General features: G+C 76.8%; 17 protein-coding genes, 2 tRNA genes, 1 pseudogene and 1 riboswitch. Of the genes and pseudogenes, 17 read left to right on the top strand and 3 right to left on the bottom strand.

Features of this window, described 5'->3' with window-relative positions:
• Nucleotides 1-57: 57 nt before the first annotated feature.
• Nucleotides 58-128 (bottom strand) — tRNA-Cys (locus tag HDA33_RS04030).
• Nucleotides 129-146: 18 nt separating this feature from the next.
• A tRNA-Gly gene (locus tag HDA33_RS04025) sits at nt 147-220 on the bottom strand.
• A 158-nt stretch (nt 221-378) separates the two neighbouring features.
• On the opposite strand from HDA33_RS04025, the pseudogene HDA33_RS04020 reads away from it, so the two are divergent.
• The 13 genes and pseudogenes from HDA33_RS04020 to hisF form a co-directional block, all read left to right on the top strand.
• Nucleotides 379-1282: pseudogene (locus tag HDA33_RS04020) on the top strand (cytochrome); the annotation flags it as partial.
• 139 nt (nt 1283-1421) lie between these two features.
• A complete protein-coding gene (gene def / locus HDA33_RS04015; protein ID WP_184171183.1) occupies nt 1422-2018 on the top strand; it encodes a peptide deformylase in 597 nt (198 codons plus the stop codon).
• A complete protein-coding gene (locus HDA33_RS04010; RefSeq protein WP_184171180.1) occupies nt 2015-3100 on the top strand; it encodes a methionyl-tRNA formyltransferase in 1086 nt (361 codons plus the stop codon). Before def ends, HDA33_RS04010 begins: the two co-directional genes overlap by 4 nt.
• Nucleotides 3097-4860: an RsmB/NOP family class I SAM-dependent RNA methyltransferase gene (locus HDA33_RS04005; protein ID WP_184171177.1), complete on the top strand. Its 1764-nt coding sequence runs from the start codon at nt 3097-3099 to the stop codon at nt 4858-4860. The genes HDA33_RS04010 and HDA33_RS04005 overlap by 4 nt, the downstream gene beginning before the upstream one ends.
• Nucleotides 4857-5528 (top strand): ribulose-phosphate 3-epimerase, encoded by a 672-nt coding sequence (rpe, locus tag HDA33_RS04000; RefSeq protein WP_184171174.1) that lies wholly within the window; start codon nt 4857-4859, stop codon nt 5526-5528. The genes HDA33_RS04005 and rpe overlap by 4 nt, the downstream gene beginning before the upstream one ends.
• Nucleotides 5529-5588: 60 nt before the next feature.
• A riboswitch (FMN riboswitch) is annotated at nt 5589-5735 on the top strand.
• 83 nt (nt 5736-5818) lie between these two features.
• Nucleotides 5819-6523 carry a nicotinamide riboside transporter PnuC gene (gene pnuC, locus HDA33_RS03995; protein ID WP_184171171.1) on the top strand — a complete coding sequence of 235 codons (705 nt, stop codon included), beginning with the start codon at nt 5819-5821 and terminating at the stop codon, nt 6521-6523.
• Nucleotides 6520-7632: a bifunctional diaminohydroxyphosphoribosylaminopyrimidine deaminase/5-amino-6-(5-phosphoribosylamino)uracil reductase RibD gene (gene ribD / locus HDA33_RS03990; protein WP_158492472.1), complete on the top strand. Its 1113-nt coding sequence runs from the start codon at nt 6520-6522 to the stop codon at nt 7630-7632. Before pnuC ends, ribD begins: the two co-directional genes overlap by 4 nt.
• A complete protein-coding gene (locus HDA33_RS03985; protein WP_184171168.1) occupies nt 7633-8304 on the top strand; it encodes a riboflavin synthase in 672 nt (223 codons plus the stop codon).
• Nucleotides 8301-9611 carry a 3,4-dihydroxy-2-butanone-4-phosphate synthase gene (gene ribB / locus HDA33_RS03980; RefSeq protein ID WP_184171165.1) on the top strand — a complete coding sequence of 437 codons (1311 nt, stop codon included), beginning with the start codon at nt 8301-8303 and terminating at the stop codon, nt 9609-9611. The genes HDA33_RS03985 and ribB overlap by 4 nt, the downstream gene beginning before the upstream one ends.
• On the top strand, nt 9608-10084 hold the full coding sequence (ribH, locus tag HDA33_RS03975; protein WP_184171162.1) for a 6,7-dimethyl-8-ribityllumazine synthase: 477 nt from the start codon (nt 9608-9610) through the stop codon (nt 10082-10084). Before ribB ends, ribH begins: the two co-directional genes overlap by 4 nt.
• Before the next feature lie 95 nt (nt 10085-10179).
• On the top strand, nt 10180-10443 hold the full coding sequence (locus tag HDA33_RS03970) for a phosphoribosyl-ATP diphosphatase (protein ID WP_184171159.1): 264 nt from the start codon (nt 10180-10182) through the stop codon (nt 10441-10443).
• A 56-nt stretch (nt 10444-10499) separates the two neighbouring features.
• A complete protein-coding gene (hisG, locus tag HDA33_RS03965) occupies nt 10500-11348 on the top strand; it encodes an ATP phosphoribosyltransferase (RefSeq protein WP_184171156.1) in 849 nt (282 codons plus the stop codon).
• A 48-nt stretch (nt 11349-11396) separates the two neighbouring features.
• Nucleotides 11397-12167 carry an imidazole glycerol phosphate synthase subunit HisF gene (gene hisF / locus HDA33_RS03960; RefSeq protein WP_017489612.1) on the top strand — a complete coding sequence of 257 codons (771 nt, stop codon included), beginning with the start codon at nt 11397-11399 and terminating at the stop codon, nt 12165-12167.
• A gap of 16 nt (nt 12168-12183) precedes the next feature.
• Here the strand turns inward: hisF and HDA33_RS03955 are convergent, their stop codons facing one another.
• Nucleotides 12184-12939 (bottom strand): maleylpyruvate isomerase family mycothiol-dependent enzyme, encoded by a 756-nt coding sequence (locus HDA33_RS03955; RefSeq protein WP_184171153.1) that lies wholly within the window; start codon nt 12937-12939, stop codon nt 12184-12186.
• A gap of 40 nt (nt 12940-12979) precedes the next feature.
• On the opposite strand from HDA33_RS03955, the gene hisI reads away from it, so the two are divergent.
• The 4 genes from hisI (at nt 12980) to HDA33_RS03935 (ending at nt 15954) form a co-directional block, all read left to right on the top strand.
• The gene (gene hisI / locus HDA33_RS03950) at nt 12980-13378 is read left to right on the top strand and encodes a phosphoribosyl-AMP cyclohydrolase (protein WP_184171150.1); all 399 of its coding nucleotides are present in this window, start codon (nt 12980-12982) and stop codon (nt 13376-13378) included.
• Nucleotides 13375-14925 (top strand): chorismate-binding protein, encoded by a 1551-nt coding sequence (locus HDA33_RS03945; RefSeq protein ID WP_184171148.1) that lies wholly within the window; start codon nt 13375-13377, stop codon nt 14923-14925. The genes hisI and HDA33_RS03945 overlap by 4 nt, the downstream gene beginning before the upstream one ends.
• Nucleotides 14925-15527, top strand: coding sequence for a Trp biosynthesis-associated membrane protein (locus tag HDA33_RS03940; protein WP_184171145.1), 603 nt, complete (start codon nt 14925-14927; stop codon nt 15525-15527). Before HDA33_RS03945 ends, HDA33_RS03940 begins: the two co-directional genes overlap by 1 nt.
• A 109-nt stretch (nt 15528-15636) precedes the next feature.
• Nucleotides 15637-15954 carry an HGxxPAAW family protein gene (locus HDA33_RS03935; protein ID WP_184171142.1) on the top strand — a complete coding sequence of 106 codons (318 nt, stop codon included), beginning with the start codon at nt 15637-15639 and terminating at the stop codon, nt 15952-15954.
• Nucleotide 15955: the final 1 nt, after the last annotated feature.

The raw sequence follows: 15955 nt of genomic DNA, 5'->3' as shown, positions 1-15955 counted from the left end.
CGTCCACCTCGGAGGAGGTGGTGAACATGCCGCCACTCCTGGTCGGAGGAGCCTGCGAGGTCGGGACGGGATTCGAACCCGCGTATACGGCTTTGCAGGCCGCTGCCTCGCCTCTCGGCCACCCGACCAGGGGTGAAGGTTGAGCGAGCGGATGACGAGATTCGAACTCGCGACCTCCACCTTGGCAAGGTGGCGCTCTAGCCAACTGAGCTACATCCGCGTGTCGGTGCCGCATTCAGCCGCCCTCTCGGGCTCCTGCACTGCGTTTTCCAACGAGAAAGAACTCTAGGGCATCTCCGCCCGGATGCAAAATCGGCTTCCTGGCGCGTCGTGGCCGGCCCCGTCCGGCGTCCGCGGCGCCTGCCAGAATGGCTGACCATGACCCAGCCACGCCTCGCGCACCAGACCCCCCTCGGGCGCATGTACGCGCGCTCCCTCACGGGCCTGCCCGAGGTCCCGTCCATCACCACGGTGATCGGCATGGAGCGCACGGACCTGGACGGGTGGATCGGATGGATGGCCGCCCAGTCCGTCACCCAGGATCCGCGCCTGGCAGAATCCGTGGGCTCGGCGGCCCGGCTCAAGCAGGTGGCCCGCCAGTCGGCGGACGCCGCGGCGCGCTACCGGGACGCGGCCGCGGAACGCGGGGACCGCGTGCACGACTACGCCGAGCAGGTCGCCCAGCGCGCGCTGGGCAGGCCCCACACGCTGGCCGAGACGCGGGCCAAGCTCATCGAGCACGGGGAGGGCGCCTACGCCGACCGGTTCGACGAGTGGTGGGACCTGTACGACGTGCGCCCCGTCGCCGCGGAGATCACGGTGTGGAACCACACGGTCGGCTACGCCGGCACCCTGGACCTCGTGGCCCGGATCGGCGGGCGGCTGTGCCTGATCGACTACAAGACCAAGGGCACCGGCCGCGACGGCCGGGTCAAGGCGCTCGACCCCAAGGTGGTCATGCAGCTGACCGCCGGCCTGAAGGCGGAGGAGTCCCTCGTGGACCCCGAGGCCGGCACCTGGGAGGAGTGGCGGCACGGCCAGGCGGAGATGCTGCTCGGAGTCGCGCTGGGGGAGACCGAGGTGGCCGTGCACCAGGCCAACCCGGGCGTGCTGCCCCGCCACTGGCACAAGTTCTGGGCGTTGCGGCAGGTGTGGAAGCACGCCCAGGCCGCGGATGACGCCGGCCCCGCGCTGCGTGTGATCGGCCCGCCCCCGCCCTCGGTGCCGCCGGCCGCGGCCGGCGGGCTGCAGGCGGTGCGCGCCGCCGCGTTCGGCTCGGCGGCCCCGGCGCCCGCCGACCCGGCCTCCCCGGCCGGTCCCGCCCCGACCGGCCCGGCGACGAAGGACCCCGCACCCGCCGCCCCGGCCAGCTCGTCCGAGCCCGCCCCGGCCGCCTCCGACGGCGACGATAGGGTGACCGCGTGAGCGTCCTGCCCGTCCGCACCGTCCCCGATCCCGTGCTGCGCACCCCCGCGCGCCCCGTGCCCGCCGGCATGGACGTGCGCGCCCTCGTGGCGGACATGGTGGAGACCATGCACGCCGTCGGCGGGGTCGGCCTGGCCGCGCCCCAGGTGGGCGTGGGGCTGCGCGTGTTCGTGTTCGACGTCCAGGGGGTCGCCGGGCACGTGGTCAACCCCGTGCTCGAGACGGGGGAGGAGACCGTGCGGGAGCCCGGCGAGGGCTGCCTGTCCGTCCCCGGACTGCGCTATCACCCGGCCCGCGCCGCCGAGGCCGTCGTCCGCGGCCTGGACGTGGACGGGCGTCCGGTGGAGCACCGCGGCACCGGACTGGTCGCCCGCTGCCTGCAGCACGAGACCGACCACCTCGACGGGATCCTCTACGTGGACCGCCTCGACGGCGAGGAGCGCCGCGAGGCCCGTCGCCGCATGCGCGCCGGCGAGGTGGACCGCACCGCCCGTCGCGTGGGCGCCGAGCGGGCCGCCGCCGTCGGCTCCGTGTTCGCCGCACCGGCTGCTCCGCCGACCCCCGCCCGCGCCCCCCGAGGAGAGACCCGATGACCGCGACCACGCCCCTGCGCGTGCTCTACGCCGGCACGCCCGAGACGGCCGTGCCCGTCCTGCGCGCCCTGCTGGACTCGCCCCACGAGGTCGTGGGGGTGCTCACCCGGCCCGACGCGCCGATCGGCCGCCGCCGGGTGCTGACCCCCTCGCCGGTCGCCGTCGTCGCCGAGGAGGCAGGGGTGCCGGTCGTCAAGGCCGACCGGCTGCGCGGGCCGGCCGGCGAGCCCGCGCTCGAGGCCGTGCGCGCCCTGGAGCCGGACGTGGCCGTCGTCGTCGCCTACGGGGCGCTCGTGCCCGCCGAGGCGCTGGCCCTGCCGCGCCACGGATGGCTCAACCTGCACTTCTCCGCCCTGCCCGCCTACCGCGGGGCCGCCCCGGTGCAGCGCGCCGTCATGGCGGGGGAGCCCGAGATCGCCGCGGACGTATTCCAGCTCGAGGAGGGCCTGGACACCGGGCCCGTGCACGCCCGCCTCACCCGCGCGGTGGCCCCGGACGAGACCGCCGGGCAGATCCTCGCCGACCTCGCCGAGCGCGGCGGGCCGCTCGTGCTGGAGGTGCTCGGGCGGATCGCGGACGGCACCGCCGCGGCGCGGCCCCAGGAGGGCGAGCCCTCCCACGCCCCGAAGCTCACGGCGGCCGACGGCCTCGTCGACCCGGCCCGCCCCGCCGCCGAGGTGGCCGCGCGCATCAACGGCGTCACCCCCGAGCCCGGCGCGTGGGGCTGGCTGACGGTCGGGGAGGGCGGCGAGCCCGCCCGGTTCAAGCTCGACGGCGTCGCCCCGGCGACCCCGGCCGACGCGGACTGGCCCGCCGACCTGGACGCGGCGCCCCCGGGCGCCCTGCGCACGGCCGGGGGCGCCGCCTGGCTGCGCACCGCCGACGGGGCGGTCCGGCTCGGCCGGGTCCAGCCCGCCGGCAAGAAGCTCATGCCCGCCGCCGACTGGGCCCGCGGCGCCGCCGACGGCGCCGCCCTGCTCGCCGGCGAGGCGCTCGCCGCGCACACCGCGCGGCTCGGACAGGAGGCCGCCGCACGGGCGGCGCGGCGTGAGGCCGCACGAGAGACGGAGGCGCACGCATGAGCGGCGAGGGACAGGGCGGCCAGGGCCGCGGACGCGGCAGTTCCGGGGGCGGAGCCCGCGGGGGATCGCGCGGCGGCTCTCGCAACGGCTCCGGGGGCGGACCCCGGGGAGGCTCCCACGGAGGCCCGCGCGGCGGCTCCGGCGGGGCCCGCCGGGAGTCCGGCGGCGAGGAGCGGCGCGACGCCCAGGGGCGCACCCGCAGCCGCGGCCGCTCCGGCGCGGGCCGGCGCTACTCCGCCCAGGCGCCCGCCCAGCGCTCCCGAACGGCGGATCCGGCCCGCCGGGTCGCGTTCGAGGTGATCCGGGCCGTGCACGCCGAGGACGCCTACGCCAACCTCGTGCTGCCCGGCCGGATCCGCCATGCGCGCCTCGACCGCCGGGACGCCGGCTTCGCCACCGAGCTCGCCTACGGCACGCTGCGCGGCATCGGCCTCTACGACGCTGTGCTCGCCCGCTGCGTGGACCGGCCGCTGGAGAAGATCGACCCGCCGGTCCTCGACGCCCTGCGCCTGGGCGCCCACCAGCTGCTCGCCATGCGGGTGCCCGCGCACGCGGCCCTCGACGCCACCGTCGCGCTCGTGCGCGCCGAGATCGGCGCCGGCCCCTCCGGCTTCGTCAACGCGGTGCTGCGCCGGGTCGCCGAGCGCCCCCTCGAGGACTGGCTGGCCGACGTCGCCCCGGAGGACGGCGGGGACGCCGCCCTGGCCGTGCGCGCCTCCCACCCCGTCTGGATCGTCCGGGCGCTGCGCCAGGCGCTGGCGGCCCACCGGGGCACGCGCCACGTGGCCGACCGGGACGCCGAGCTGGGCGCCCTGCTGGAGGCGGACAACGCCTCGCCCGTCGTCAACCTCGTCGCCCTGCCCGTGCCCGGCGGCCGCGAGGCCCTGGCCGCCGCCCTCGAGGACGGCGCCGAGCCGGGCCCGCTGGCCCCGGACTCCGCCCTGCACGCCGGCGGCGACGCCGGACGGCTGCCCGGCGTCCGCGAGGGTGTGCTCCGCGTCCAGGACGCCGGCTCCCAGCTCACCGCCCGCGCGCTCGTCGCGGCCCCCGCCGCCGCGGCCCAGGGCCGGCCCGAGCGCTGGCTCGACCTCTGTGCCGGCCCCGGCGGCAAGGCGGCCCTGCTGGCCGCCCTCGCCGCCGAGCGCGGGGCCACGCTGGTGGCCAACGAGGTCGCCGAGCACCGCGCCGAGCTGGTCCGCCAGGCCCTCGGCGCCGTGCCCGCCGCGGCGTGGACCGTGCGCGCCGGGGACGGCCGCGCCATCGCCGACGCCCCCGAGGCCGCCGGCGGGTTCGACCGCGTCCTCGTGGACGCCCCCTGCACGGGCCTGGGCGCGCTGCGCCGCCGGCCCGAGTCCCGTTGGCGCCGCACCCCGGCCGACCTCGCCGAGCTGACCGGGCTCCAGTCCGAGCTGCTCGACGCCGCCGCCGCGGTGCTCGCCCCGGGCGGCGTCCTGGCCTACGTCACGTGCTCCCCGCACGTGGCCGAGACCACGGTGCAGGTCCAGGACCTGCTGCGCCGTCGCCCCGAGCTGGAGCTGCTCGACGCCGGCGCGGTCCTCTCGGAGGTCGCACTCGGCGACCTGCGCCTGGACGAGGGCGAGCCTGGCGGCGACGAGGCCGCCGGAGCGGCGGCCCCGGACGACGTGGCGGCCCGCACCGCCCAGCTCTGGCCGCACCGCCACGGCACCGACGCCATGTTCCTGGCGCTGCTGCGCGCCCCGTCCGACACCCCCGAGAGCCCCGAGAGGACCCGAGGATGAGCCCCCGCGCCCCCCGCCTGCACCCGTCGATCCTCTCCGCGGACTTCGCGCGCCTGGCCGAGGAGCTGGGCCGGATCCGCGGCGCGGACGCCGTGCACGTGGACGTCATGGACAACCACTTCGTCCCCAACCTCACCCTGGGCCTGCCCGTGGTGGAGGCCATCCGCCGGGCCACCGACCTGCCGCTGGACATCCACCTGATGATCGAGGACGCGGACCGCTGGGCCCCCGGCTACGCCGAGGCCGGGGCGGAGTCGGTGACCTTCCACGCGGAGGCCTCCGCGGCCCCCGTGCGCCTGGCCCGCGAGCTGCGCGCCGCGGGCGCCCGCGCGGGCATGGCCCTCAAGCCGGCCACGCCCGTGGAGCCCTACCTGGACATGCTCCCCGAGCTGGACATGCTCCTGCTGATGACCGTGGAGCCCGGCTTCGGGGGCCAGGCCTTCCTCGACGTCGTGCTGCCCAAGATCCGCCGCGCCCGCCGCGCCCTGGACGGCGCCGCCGCCCCGCTGGCCCTGCAGGTGGACGGCGGCGTGAACGCCGAGACCATCGAGCGGGCCGCCGAGGCCGGGGCGGACGTCTTCGTGGCCGGCTCGGCCGTGTTCGGCGCCGAGGACCCGGACGCCGCCGTCGACGGGCTGCGCCGGGCCGCGGCCCGCGCCTGCTGCTGACGGTCGCACGCCGCCGCTGGGCGGCGGGTCACGGTCGGCCGTGTGATACTGCTGGACAGCAACGTGCTCCGAGATGCGGTGGAAGTCCGCACCGGCGGTGACAGCCCGCTAACCGCGCGGCCCGACCTCGACCCGAGGCCGGTGCCGGGCGGCCTGACCGGTGGAATTCCGGTGCCGACCGTACAGTCGGGATGGGAGAGGCACGCGGCCGAGCCGTCCCGCACCCTCGCGCGGGAGGGCCACGGAGCGCACCCCTCGGAGTCCCGAACCGAGGAGGTGGCGTCACGGACATGGACTGGCTCGTCGACGCATTCAACTGGACCATCCCCGTCGCCGGCGGCGGCCTGCTCATGCGCGAGGTGCTGGGCAACGTCTTCGGCCTCGCCTCCGCCCTCGGCGGCATGGCGCGCAAGGTCTGGGCCTGGCCCGTGGGCATCCTCGGCAACCTCATCCTGCTGACGGTCTTCCTGGCCTCCCTCTTCACCGGCGCGGACCACGCCACCCTCCTCGGCCAGGCCGGCCGCCAGGTGATGTTCATCGCCGTCTCCGTGTACGGCTGGGTCCGCTGGAACGAGGCCCGCCGCGGCCGCTCCGAGCACGCCACCGCGATCACCCCCGAGTGGGCGGGCCTGGGCGGCCGGGCCTTCCTCGTGCTGGGCATGCTGATCGGCACCCTCGCGCTCACCCCGGTGTTCCGGGCCCTCGGCTCCTGGGAGCCGGTGTGGGCGGATGCGTGGACCTTCGTCGGCTCCCTGCTGGCCACGTACGGCATGGCGCGCGGCTGGGTGGAGTTCTGGCTGGTGTGGGTGGCGGTCGACGTCGTCGGCGTGCCCCTGCTGTGGAGCACCGGGTACTACGCCTCGGCCGTGATGTACGCCTTCTACGGCGCGTTCACGCTGATCGGGTTCTTCGTGTGGCTGCGGGCCAAGGACCGGGACAAGCCGGCCGTGGAGACGCTGCTGCCGGACGGGCCCGAGGAGCACGCGGCCCGATGAGCGGCGCCCCGGACCCCATGGCGCTGGCCGTCGGCGCCGCGCTGCGCGGCGTGCGCGGCGCCAACCCCCTCGTGGGGGCCGTCCTCACCGACGACGCCGGCCGCGTCCTCGCGGCGGGCCACCACCGCGGGCGTGGCACCGCCCACGCCGAGGTCGACGCCCTCGCCCGCTGGGAGGCCGCCCGCGCCGCGGACCCGGCCCTGGCCGCGCTCGACCCGGCGGGCCTGACCCTGCACGTCACCCTCGAGCCCTGCGACCACACCGGCTCCACCGGCCCCTGCTCCGGCGCGATCCTGGCCTCCGGCGTCGGCGCGGTGCGCTACGCCGTCGCGGACCCCACGGGGGTCGACGGCGGCGGCGCGGCCCGCCTGGCCGCGCACGGGGTGCGCGTGAGCGGCCCGACGGGGGAGCCGGCGGCCCTGGCCCTCACCGAGCGGTGGCGCCGGGCGCGCGACGCCGGCCGCCCCTGGATCACCGGCCACCTCGCGCAGTCCCTCGACGGCCACGCCGCCGCGGCCGACGGCACGAGCCGCTGGATCACCGGCGCGGCCTCCCGGGCGCACGCCCACCGGGTCCGCGCCCGCGTGGATGCGATCGTGGTGGGCACCGGCACGGTGCTCGCGGACGACCCCCGGCTGACCGTCCGCGACGCGGCCGGGGCCGAGACCGGCCCCCAGCCCGTGCCCGTGGTCCAGGGCCGCACCCCGATCCCGGCCGGCGCTGCCCTGCGCGCCCGCCCGGAGACGCTGCACGTGCCCGCGCACGAGCCCGAGGCCGTGCTGGCCGCCCTGGCCGCCCGCCCCGGACCGTGGCCGCACGGCGGGGCGCGGCCGGGCCACGTGCTGATCGAGGGCGGGCCCCGGGTGCTCGGCGCCTGGATCCGCGCCGGCCTCGTGGACGAGCTCATGGTCTACACGGCCCCGCTGCTGCTCGGGGCCGGACGCCCCGCCGTCGCAGGGCTGGACGTCGGCACCCTCGCCGACGGCCTGCGCTGGCATCCCGACCCCGCCGAGGACGGGCCCGTCCGCGCCCTCGGCGAGGACGTCTGGACCCACCTCGCCCCCGTCCCCGCCCCGGCCCCCGAGGGCCCCGACCCCCAGGAGGACTGAATGTTCACCGGCATCGTCACCCACCTCGGCACCGTGCTCGCCCTCGAGCCGGACCCCGCCGCGGACACCGCCCGGCTCGTGCTCGACGCCGGCGGCGCCCTCGAGGGCCTGCCCGCTGGCGGCTCCCTCGCGGTCGACGGCGTCTGCCTCACCGCCCTCGACGGCCCCGGGGCCGAGCCGGGCGTGTTCCGCGCGGACCTGATGGGGCAGACCCTGCGCGTGACCAGCCTCGGCGGACGCACGCCGGGGGACCGGGTCAACCTCGAGCGCTGCCTGCGCCCCACGGACCACCTGGACGGCCACGTGGTCCAGGGGCACGTGGACGGCGTGGGGGAGGTCCTCTCCGTCACCCCGCAGGGGGCGTGGACCACGGTGCGGATCGGCCTGCCTGCCGCCCTGGCGCGCTACGTCCCCGCGCAGGGGGCGATCGCGCTGCAAGGCGTCTCCCTCACCGTCTCCGCCGTCTCCGAGCCGGGCGCCGACGCCCACTGGTTCGAGGTCGGCCTCATCCCGGCCACCCTCGAGGCCACCACCCTGGGCGCGCTGCGCCCCGGCGACCGCGTCAACCTCGAGACTGACGTGCTCGCCCGCTATGCCGAGCGCCTCGCCCTGCTGCCCGCGGCACCCGCCGCGTCCCCGTCCGCCGCCCCCGCCGAGGAGGTCCGCCCATGAGCGATTCCATCCCCCTGGACGCCGTCCCCGCCGCGATCGCCGCGTTCGCCGCGGGCCGTCCCGTCGTCGTCGTGGACGACGCCGACCGCGAGAACGAGGGTGACCTCGTCTATGCGGCGGCCCTGGCCACGGACGCCGTCACGGCGTTCACCGTCCGCCACACCTCGGGCGTGATCTGCGCGCCCATGCCCGCCGACCTGGCCGACCGCCTCGCCCTGCCGCCCATGACCGCGCGCAACGAGGACCCCAAGGGCACCGCATACACTGTGAGCGTGGACGCGGCCACCGAGGTCACCACCGGCATCAGCGCCGCCGACCGCACCCGCACCCTGCGCGTGCTCGCCGACCCGGCCGCCGGGCCGGCGGACCTCACGCGCCCCGGCCACGTGTTCCCGTTGCGGGCCGTGCCCGGCGGCGTGCGCGCCCGCCGCGGCCACACCGAGGCCGGCGTGGAGCTGTGCCGCCTGGCGGACGTCGCCCCGGTGGCGGCCATCGCCGAGCTGGTCCACGACGACGGCACCATGATGCGTCTGCCCGCCCTGCGCGAGTTCGCGGACGAGCACGGGCTGGTCCTCATCTCCATCGAGGACCTCGTGCGGCACCTCGAGGAGGAGGGGCCGACCCCCTTGCCCGTCCCCGCCGAGGCCACGCTGCCCACGCGCCACGGCGTGTTCCGGGTGAGCGTCCACGCCGACGCCGTCACCGGCGCCGAGCACGTGCTGCTCGTGGCGGAGAAGGCGGGCGAGGCGGGGGAGGCCGACCCGGAGAGCCCCCTCACCGTGCGCGTGCACTCCGAGTGCCTCACGGGCGACGTGCTGGGCTCTCTGCGCTGCGACTGCGGGCCCCAGCTCGAGGACGCCCTGTCCCGCGCCGGGTCCGAAGGCGGCGCCGTCCTCTACCTGCGCGGCCACGAGGGCCGGGGGATCGGCCTGGCCAACAAGGTGCGCGCCTACCGGCTGCAGGAGCAGGGCCTGGACACCGTCGAGGCCAACATCGCCCTCGGCCTGCCCACGGAGGCCCGCGACTGGGCGGGCGCCGCGGCCGTGCTCGCCGCCGCCGGGCACACCCGCGTCCGCCTCGTGACCAACAACCCCGCCAAGGTGGCGGGGCTGCAGGCGGCGGGCATCGACGTCGTCGAGCGCGTGCCGGCCCCCACGCCGGTCACGGAGCACAACCTTGACTACCTGCGCACCAAGCGCGACCGCATGGCCCACGCCCTCGCCGACCGGGTGCTCGAGCACCCGGCGGCACCGGGCCACGAGGACCCCCGACACGAGCCCCCGACCCACCAGGAGGACACCCCATGAGCGGTGCAGGAGCCCCCACCCCCGCCCTCGACCCCGCCGCCGCGCGCGGCCTGCGCGTGGCGGTCGTCGCCGCGCAGTGGCACACCGAGATCATGGACGGCCTGATCGCCGGCGCCCGGGCGGCCGCCGCAGACCTCGGCCTCGAGCCGGTGCTCGTGCGTGTGCCCGGCACCGTGGAGCTCACCGTGGCCGCCGCGCGCCTGGCCGAGGACTTCGACGCCGTCGTGGTCCTGGGCGTCGTGGTCCGCGGGGACACCCCCCACTTCGACTACGTCTGCCAGGCCGTCACGCAGGGCGTGACGGAGGTCTCGGTGCGCACCGGCACCCCCGTCGGCTTCGGCGTGCTCACCGTGGACACCGAGCAGCAGGCCCGGGACCGCGCCGGACTGCCCGGATCCCGCGAGGACAAGGGCCGGGAGTCCCTCGAGGCGGCCGTGCTCACCGAGCTCGCGCTGCGGGACGTGCAGGCCTGAGCCGCCCGCCCCGGGCGGCGGCGAGGACGGGCGAGAACCGTCACATTGCCGCCGCCCGTGCGGGCGGGGCCGGGCCGCGTGGATAGGGTGTCCCCGTGAAGACCTTCGACGAGCTGTACGCGGAACTGACGCTCAAGGTGCAGGAGCGCCCCGAGGGCTCCGGCACCGTGGCCCAGATCGACGCCGGCGTCCATGCCATCGGCAAGAAGGTCGTCGAGGAGGCCGCCGAGGTCTGGATGGCGGCCGAGTACGAGTCCGACGAGGCGGCGGCGGAGGAGATCTCCCAGCTGCTGTACCACGTGCAGACCATGATGATCGCCCGCGGCATCGCCCTCGAGGACGTCTACCGCCACCTGTGAGCGGCGCCCCGCTCCCACCCCCTTCCGCCCCCACCGCATCCCGAGGAGGCCGACGCGTGCTGCGCATCGCCGTTCCGAACAAGGGCGTCCTCGCCGAGGCCGCCCGCGAGATCCTGCAGGAGGCCGGCTACCGCCAGCGCCGCGACTCCCGCGAGCTGGTGCTCGTGGACCCCGAGAACCAGGTGGAGTTCTTCTACCTGCGCCCCCGGGACATCGCCGTGTATGTGGGCCAGGGCACCCTGGACGTCGGCCTGACCGGCCGCGACCTGTTCCGCGACGCCCAGGTCGACGGCGGCGCCGAGGAGATCATGGCGCTCGGCTTCGGCCGCTCCGTGTTCCGCCTGGCCGCCCCCGTGGGCGCCTTCTCCTCCGAAACCGAGCTGTCCGGCAAGCGCATCGCCACCAGCTACGACGGCCTGCTCTCCGCCTACCTGGAGCGCACCGGCCTGGACGCCGAGGTCGTGCACCTGGACGGCGCCGTGGAGTCCTCCGTGAAGCTCGGCGTGGCGGACGCGATCGCCGACGTCGTGGAGACCGGCAGCACCCTGCGCGCCGCCGGCATGGAGACCTTCGGCGAGTCGATCCTGGACTCCGAGGCCGTGATGATCGCCCGCGTGGGCGCGCGCCCCGAGGGCCTGGACGTGCTGCTGCGCCGCCTCAAGGGCGTCCTCGTGGCCCGCCGCTGGGTGATGATCGACTACGACGTGCGCCGCGAGCTGCTCGAGCAGGCCACCGCCGTCACCCCCGGCCTGGAGTCCCCGACCATCTCCCCGCTGCGCGACGAGTCGATGGTGGCCGTGCGCTCCATGGTCCGCAAGGCGGACGCCAACCGCGCCATGGACGACCTCTACGCCCTCGGCGCGCGCGGCATCCTGATCTCCGCCATCCACGCGATCCGCCTCTGACAGGCCGCGTCCCGCCCCCGAACCCCGCCCCCTGACGAAGGAGCCGACGTGAGTGTCGCCGTGCGTGTGATCCCCTGCCTCGACGTGGACGCCGGCCGCGTGGTCAAGGGAGTGAACTTCGAGAACCTGCGCGACGCCGGCGACCCCGTCGAGCTCGCCCGCCGCTACAACGCGGCCGGCGCGGACGAGATCACCTTCCTGGACGTCACCGCCTCCACCGCGGACCGCGCCACCACCTACGACGTGGTGACCCGCACCGCCGAGGAGGTCTTCATCCCCCTCACCGTGGGCGGCGGCGTGCGCACCGAGGAGGACGTGGACCGGCTGCTGCGCGTGGGCGCGGACAAGGCGTCCGTGAACACGGCGGCCGTGGCCCGGCCCGAGCTGATCACCGAGATCACCCGCCGGTTCGGCTCGCAGGTGCTCGTGCTCTCCCTCGACGCACGGCGCACGCAGGACCCCGGCTGCGCCTCCGGCTACGAGGTCACCACCCACGGCGGACGCCGGGGCACCGGCATCGACGCCGTCGCGTGGTGCCGCGAGGCCTCGGAGCGCGGTGTGGGGGAGATCCTGCTCAACTCCATCGACGCCGACGGCACGCGCAACGGCTTCGACCTCGAGATGATCCGGGACGTGCGGGCCGTGACCCGGGTGCCGCTGATCGCCTCCGGCGGCGCGGGCGTGCCCGAGCACTTCCCGCCGGCGGTGGAGGCCGGCGCGGACGCCGTCCTGGCGGCCTCGATGTTCCACTTCGGCCCGGACGACATGCTCGCCCGCGTCAAGGACGCCCTGCGCCAGGCGGGCCACACGGTCCGCTGACGCCTGCGGCGTCGCCTCAGGCCGCGCCGGGCCCGTCCTCGGCCCGGTCGGCGTCGAACCGGTCCTGCGTCACGAGCGCGGCCCCGCGCCGGCCGAACGCGTGCATCACCAGCTCCCCGGCGGGGCCCGTCACGCGCACGCCCACGCCGTCCGGGCCGGGCCGGCGCGCGGTGAGCGGGGCGTTGTCCGTGCGGGATCCGGCCCGCGCCCGGCGGACCAGGACCACGCCCGTCTCCTCGCCGCGGTAGAGCAGCGCGGCGCGGGCGTGCAGGCGCGTGAACAGGGCGTCCGCGTAGTCGTCGGCGAGGATGCGCGGGGCCCAGCGGTCCTGGGCGCGGCGCACGTCCTCGGTGTGGACGAAGAACTCCAGCAGCTGCACCCGGCCTGCGACGGCGCGCCCGGGCCGGGAGCCGCGGGCCCGGGCGGCGAGCCCGCGCAGTCGGCCGCGGACGCCGTCGTCGGCCGGCGCGGACAGCGGCCCGCGCCCGATGCGGGCGACGAGCTCGGCGTAGCCCCGGTCCCCGGCGTGGGCGTCCCCGAGCGCGCGGGTGCGGCGCTCGAGCACGGCGGCGAGCGGGGGCAGGAGCAGCCCGGCGGCCGTGGGAGAGGAGTCCCGCAGGGCGAGGTGGGCGGCGAGGTGCTCGGTGCGCCAGCCGGCGCACAGCGTGGGCATGCCCGGCCCGGCCGCGGTGAGCGCCTCCACGAGGGCGGCGCGCGAGGCGGCCGCGTAGTCGGGACCCTGCCGGTCCGCGGTGACGGGGAAGTCGGCCATGGCGGCCACGGTACTCCTCCCGCTCCTATAGTGGAGCACCATGAGCACCTCCTCCCGCCACGACCTCGTGGCCTCGCTGGCCTTCGACGACCGCGGGCTCGTGCCCGCCATCGCGCAGCAGGAGGGGACGGGCGAGGTGCTGATGATGGCGTGGATGAACGCCGAGTCCCTACGGCTCACCCTCGAGACCGGCTGGGCGACGTACTGGTCCCGCTCCCGCGGCGAGCTGTGGCGCAAGGGGGAGACCTCGGGCCACCTGCAGCGGGTGCTCGCCGTCCACGCCGACTGCGACGCGGACACGCTGCTGCTCACCGTGGACCAGACCGGCCCGGCGTGCCACACCGGCACGCGCTCGTGCTTCACCGACCGCCTGCTGGCCGAGCCGGCCGCGCCCGCCGGGGACCAGGCCGGAGATCAGGCTGAGGGGGCCGGCCGATGAGCGCCGCCACCACGCCCTCGCGCGAGGAGTTCCTGCGCCTGGCGGACACCTCCCGCGTCATCCCAGTGGTGCGCACCGTCCTGGCCGACGGGCTCACCCCGCTGGCCATCCACCGCCGCCTGGCCGGCTCGCGCCCGGGCACCTTCCTCATGGAGTCCGCGGCCCCTGGGGCCGTGTGGTCCCGGTACAGCTTCGTGGGCGCGGGCTCGGCGGTCACCCTGACCTCGCGGGACGGGCAGGCCCACTGGCAGGGCGTCCCGCCCGAGGGCCTGCCCACCGAGGGCCGCGCCCTCGACGTGCTCGCCGCGTGCCTGCGGCTGCTGCGCACCGACGCGCGCACCCACCTCGACGGCGCCCTGCCGCACCTGGTCTCGGGCATGGCCGGCTTCCTCGGCTGGAACACGGTGCGCGCCTGGGAGCGCCTGCCGAACCCGCCGCAGGACGACCTGGGCCTGCCGGACCTGGCGATGAACCTCGTCACCGACCTCGCCGTCCACGACGCCCTCGACGGCACCGTGACCCTGATCGCCAACGCGGTGAACGGCAACGGCCTGGCCACGGGCGCGGAGGGCGCCTACGAGGACGCCCTCGCCCGCCTGGACGCCATGGTGGACCAGCTCGCGGCGCCCGCCGCCGAGCCCGTCAGCACCGTGCCCCGCCGCTGGCTCGACGCCGACGCGGACGAGGTGGCGGCGCAGGCCGAGGACCGCTGGGGCGCCGCCGGCTTCCGCGAGGCCGTGGGGAAGGCGCAGGACGCCATCCGGGACGGCGAGGTCTTCCAGGCCGTCGTCTCCCGCCGCCTGTCCGTGACCACGGGCGCCACCGGCGCGGACGTCTACCGGGTGCTGCGCATGGTCAACCCCAGCCCCTACATGTACCTGTTCTCCTTCGAGACCCCGGACGGGGAGCCCTACGAGATCGTCGGCTCCTCCCCGGAGGCGCTCGTGACGGTGCAGGACCGCCGCGTGGTCACCCACCCGATCGCCGGCTCGCGGCGCCGCGGTGCCACGCTCGAGGACGACCGGCTCCTGGGCAAGGACCTCATGGAGGACGAGAAGGAGCGGGCCGAGCACCTGATGCTCGTGGACCTCTCCCGCAACGACCTCTCCCGCGTGTGCCGCCCCGGCACCGTGGAGGTCACCCAGTTCATGGAGCTCGAGGCCTTCAGCCACATCCTCCACCTCGTCTCCCACGTGGAGGGTCGCATGCGCGAGGACGTGGACGCCCTCGACGTGCTGCGCGCCGCCTTCCCGGCGGGCACGCTCTCCGGGGCGCCCAAGCCCCGCGCCCTGCAGCTGCTGGACGAGTGGGAGCCCACGGAGCGCGGCCCCTACGGCGGCGTGGTCGGCTACTTCGACCTCGCGGGCAACATGGACATGGCCATCAACATCCGCTCGGCCACGCTGCACCGCGGTCAGGCCCACGTGCAGGCCGGCGCCGGCATCGTCGCCGACTCCGACCCGGACGCGGAGACCGCCGAGACCGTCACCAAGGCGACGGCGCCCCTGCGCTCCGTCCTCACCGCCGGCGAGATGGGGCGCGCGTGATGCGCCGCCGCACCGTCGTGCTCGCCGCCCTGGCGGCCGGGGCCCTCGTGCTGCTGGCCGCGGGGCAGACGTGGGTGGTCGCCTCCGGGCTGACCGGCGGCCTGAGCGAGGAGGCGACGACGTCCGGCGGCGCCGCCGCCCCCGGCGCCACGGCCATGGCGCTCGTGGTGCTCGCCGGCGCGATCGCCCTGACCACCGCGCGCCGGGTCGGCGTCGTCGTCGTGGGGGCGCTGCTGGTCCTGGCCGGGATCATGATCGTCACGGGGGCGGCGGGCGCCGCCCTCGACCCGGCGGGCACCGCCGCCTCCGCCGTGGCCGAGGCCACCGGCACCACCGCCGACGCGCGCTCCTACGCGGTCACCGCGTGGCCGTGGGTCGCCGCGGCCGGGGGAGTGCTGGCCGCCCTGTGCGGCGCGGTCGCCGCCCTGGCCGGGCGCGGCTGGGTGTCGGTCCGCCGCTACGAGAAGGCGGAGGCGGCTGACGCCGCCGAGCCGGCCGCGCCCGGCCGCGCCGCCGCGCCGGAGCGGACGGAGGCCGAGCGCCGCCGCACGGAGCAGATGGACGCCTGGGACGAGCTCTCCCGGGGCAACGACCCGACCTGACCGGGCCGGACCCCCGCGGACGCGGCACGTCACCGGGGCCCCGTGACGCCGCCGCATGGCACAATGAGGGGCAGTCGTCATGTACACCACGCACCAGTGAGGGACAGCCATGAGCCACACCGCGAACACCGAGCACACCACCCGTCGAGCCGCCCGCAACGGCGCCGTCGAGGACGTCGTCGTCACCGAGGACGGCCGCGTGCTCAACGACCCCACCCACCTGGAGCTGCCGGACCACGGCAACACCCCGGGCGGCTGGGCCATGGTCGCCCTCGTGCTGGTCGGCTTCGTGGCCGGCTGCATCGGCCTGCTGGCCGACTGGATGATCGTCGTGTGGATCGGCGTCGCCCTCGTGGTGGTCGGCGTCCTCGTCGGCATCGTGGCCGGTCGCGGCGGCTCCGCCCGCTCGGGCCACCGCGCGCACTGAT

The organism is Micrococcus endophyticus (assembly GCF_014205115.1).
In the GTDB taxonomy this organism is placed as follows: domain Bacteria; phylum Actinomycetota; class Actinomycetes; order Actinomycetales; family Micrococcaceae; genus Micrococcus; species Micrococcus endophyticus.
This window is presented reverse-complemented; position numbering and strand designations above follow the sequence as displayed.

What these genes read in the sequence shown, in the direction of transcription:
- HDA33_RS04010 (WP_184171180.1), top strand. Translation starts at nt 2,015, where the DNA reads ATGACCGCGACCACGCCCCTGCGCGTGCTCTACGCCGGCACGCCCGAG.
- HDA33_RS04005 (WP_184171177.1), top strand. Translation starts at nt 3,097, where the DNA reads ATGAGCGGCGAGGGACAGGGCGGCCAGGGCCGCGGACGCGGCAGTTCC.
- rpe (WP_184171174.1), top strand. Translation starts at nt 4,857, where the DNA reads ATGAGCCCCCGCGCCCCCCGCCTGCACCCGTCGATCCTCTCCGCGGAC.
- pnuC (WP_184171171.1), top strand. Translation starts at nt 5,819, where the DNA reads ATGGACTGGCTCGTCGACGCATTCAACTGGACCATCCCCGTCGCCGGC.
- ribD (WP_158492472.1), top strand. Translation starts at nt 6,520, where the DNA reads ATGAGCGGCGCCCCGGACCCCATGGCGCTGGCCGTCGGCGCCGCGCTG.
- HDA33_RS03985 (WP_184171168.1), top strand. Translation starts at nt 7,633, where the DNA reads ATGTTCACCGGCATCGTCACCCACCTCGGCACCGTGCTCGCCCTCGAG.
- ribB (WP_184171165.1), top strand. Translation starts at nt 8,301, where the DNA reads ATGAGCGATTCCATCCCCCTGGACGCCGTCCCCGCCGCGATCGCCGCG.
- ribH (WP_184171162.1), top strand. Translation starts at nt 9,608, where the DNA reads ATGAGCGGTGCAGGAGCCCCCACCCCCGCCCTCGACCCCGCCGCCGCG.
- HDA33_RS03955 (WP_184171153.1), bottom strand. Translation starts at nt 12,939, where the DNA reads ATGGCCGACTTCCCCGTCACCGCGGACCGGCAGGGTCCCGACTACGCG.
- hisI (WP_184171150.1), top strand. Translation starts at nt 12,980, where the DNA reads ATGAGCACCTCCTCCCGCCACGACCTCGTGGCCTCGCTGGCCTTCGAC.
- HDA33_RS03945 (WP_184171148.1), top strand. Translation starts at nt 13,375, where the DNA reads ATGAGCGCCGCCACCACGCCCTCGCGCGAGGAGTTCCTGCGCCTGGCG.
- HDA33_RS03940 (WP_184171145.1), top strand. Translation starts at nt 14,925, where the DNA reads ATGCGCCGCCGCACCGTCGTGCTCGCCGCCCTGGCGGCCGGGGCCCTC.
- HDA33_RS03935 (WP_184171142.1), top strand. Translation starts at nt 15,637, where the DNA reads ATGAGCCACACCGCGAACACCGAGCACACCACCCGTCGAGCCGCCCGC.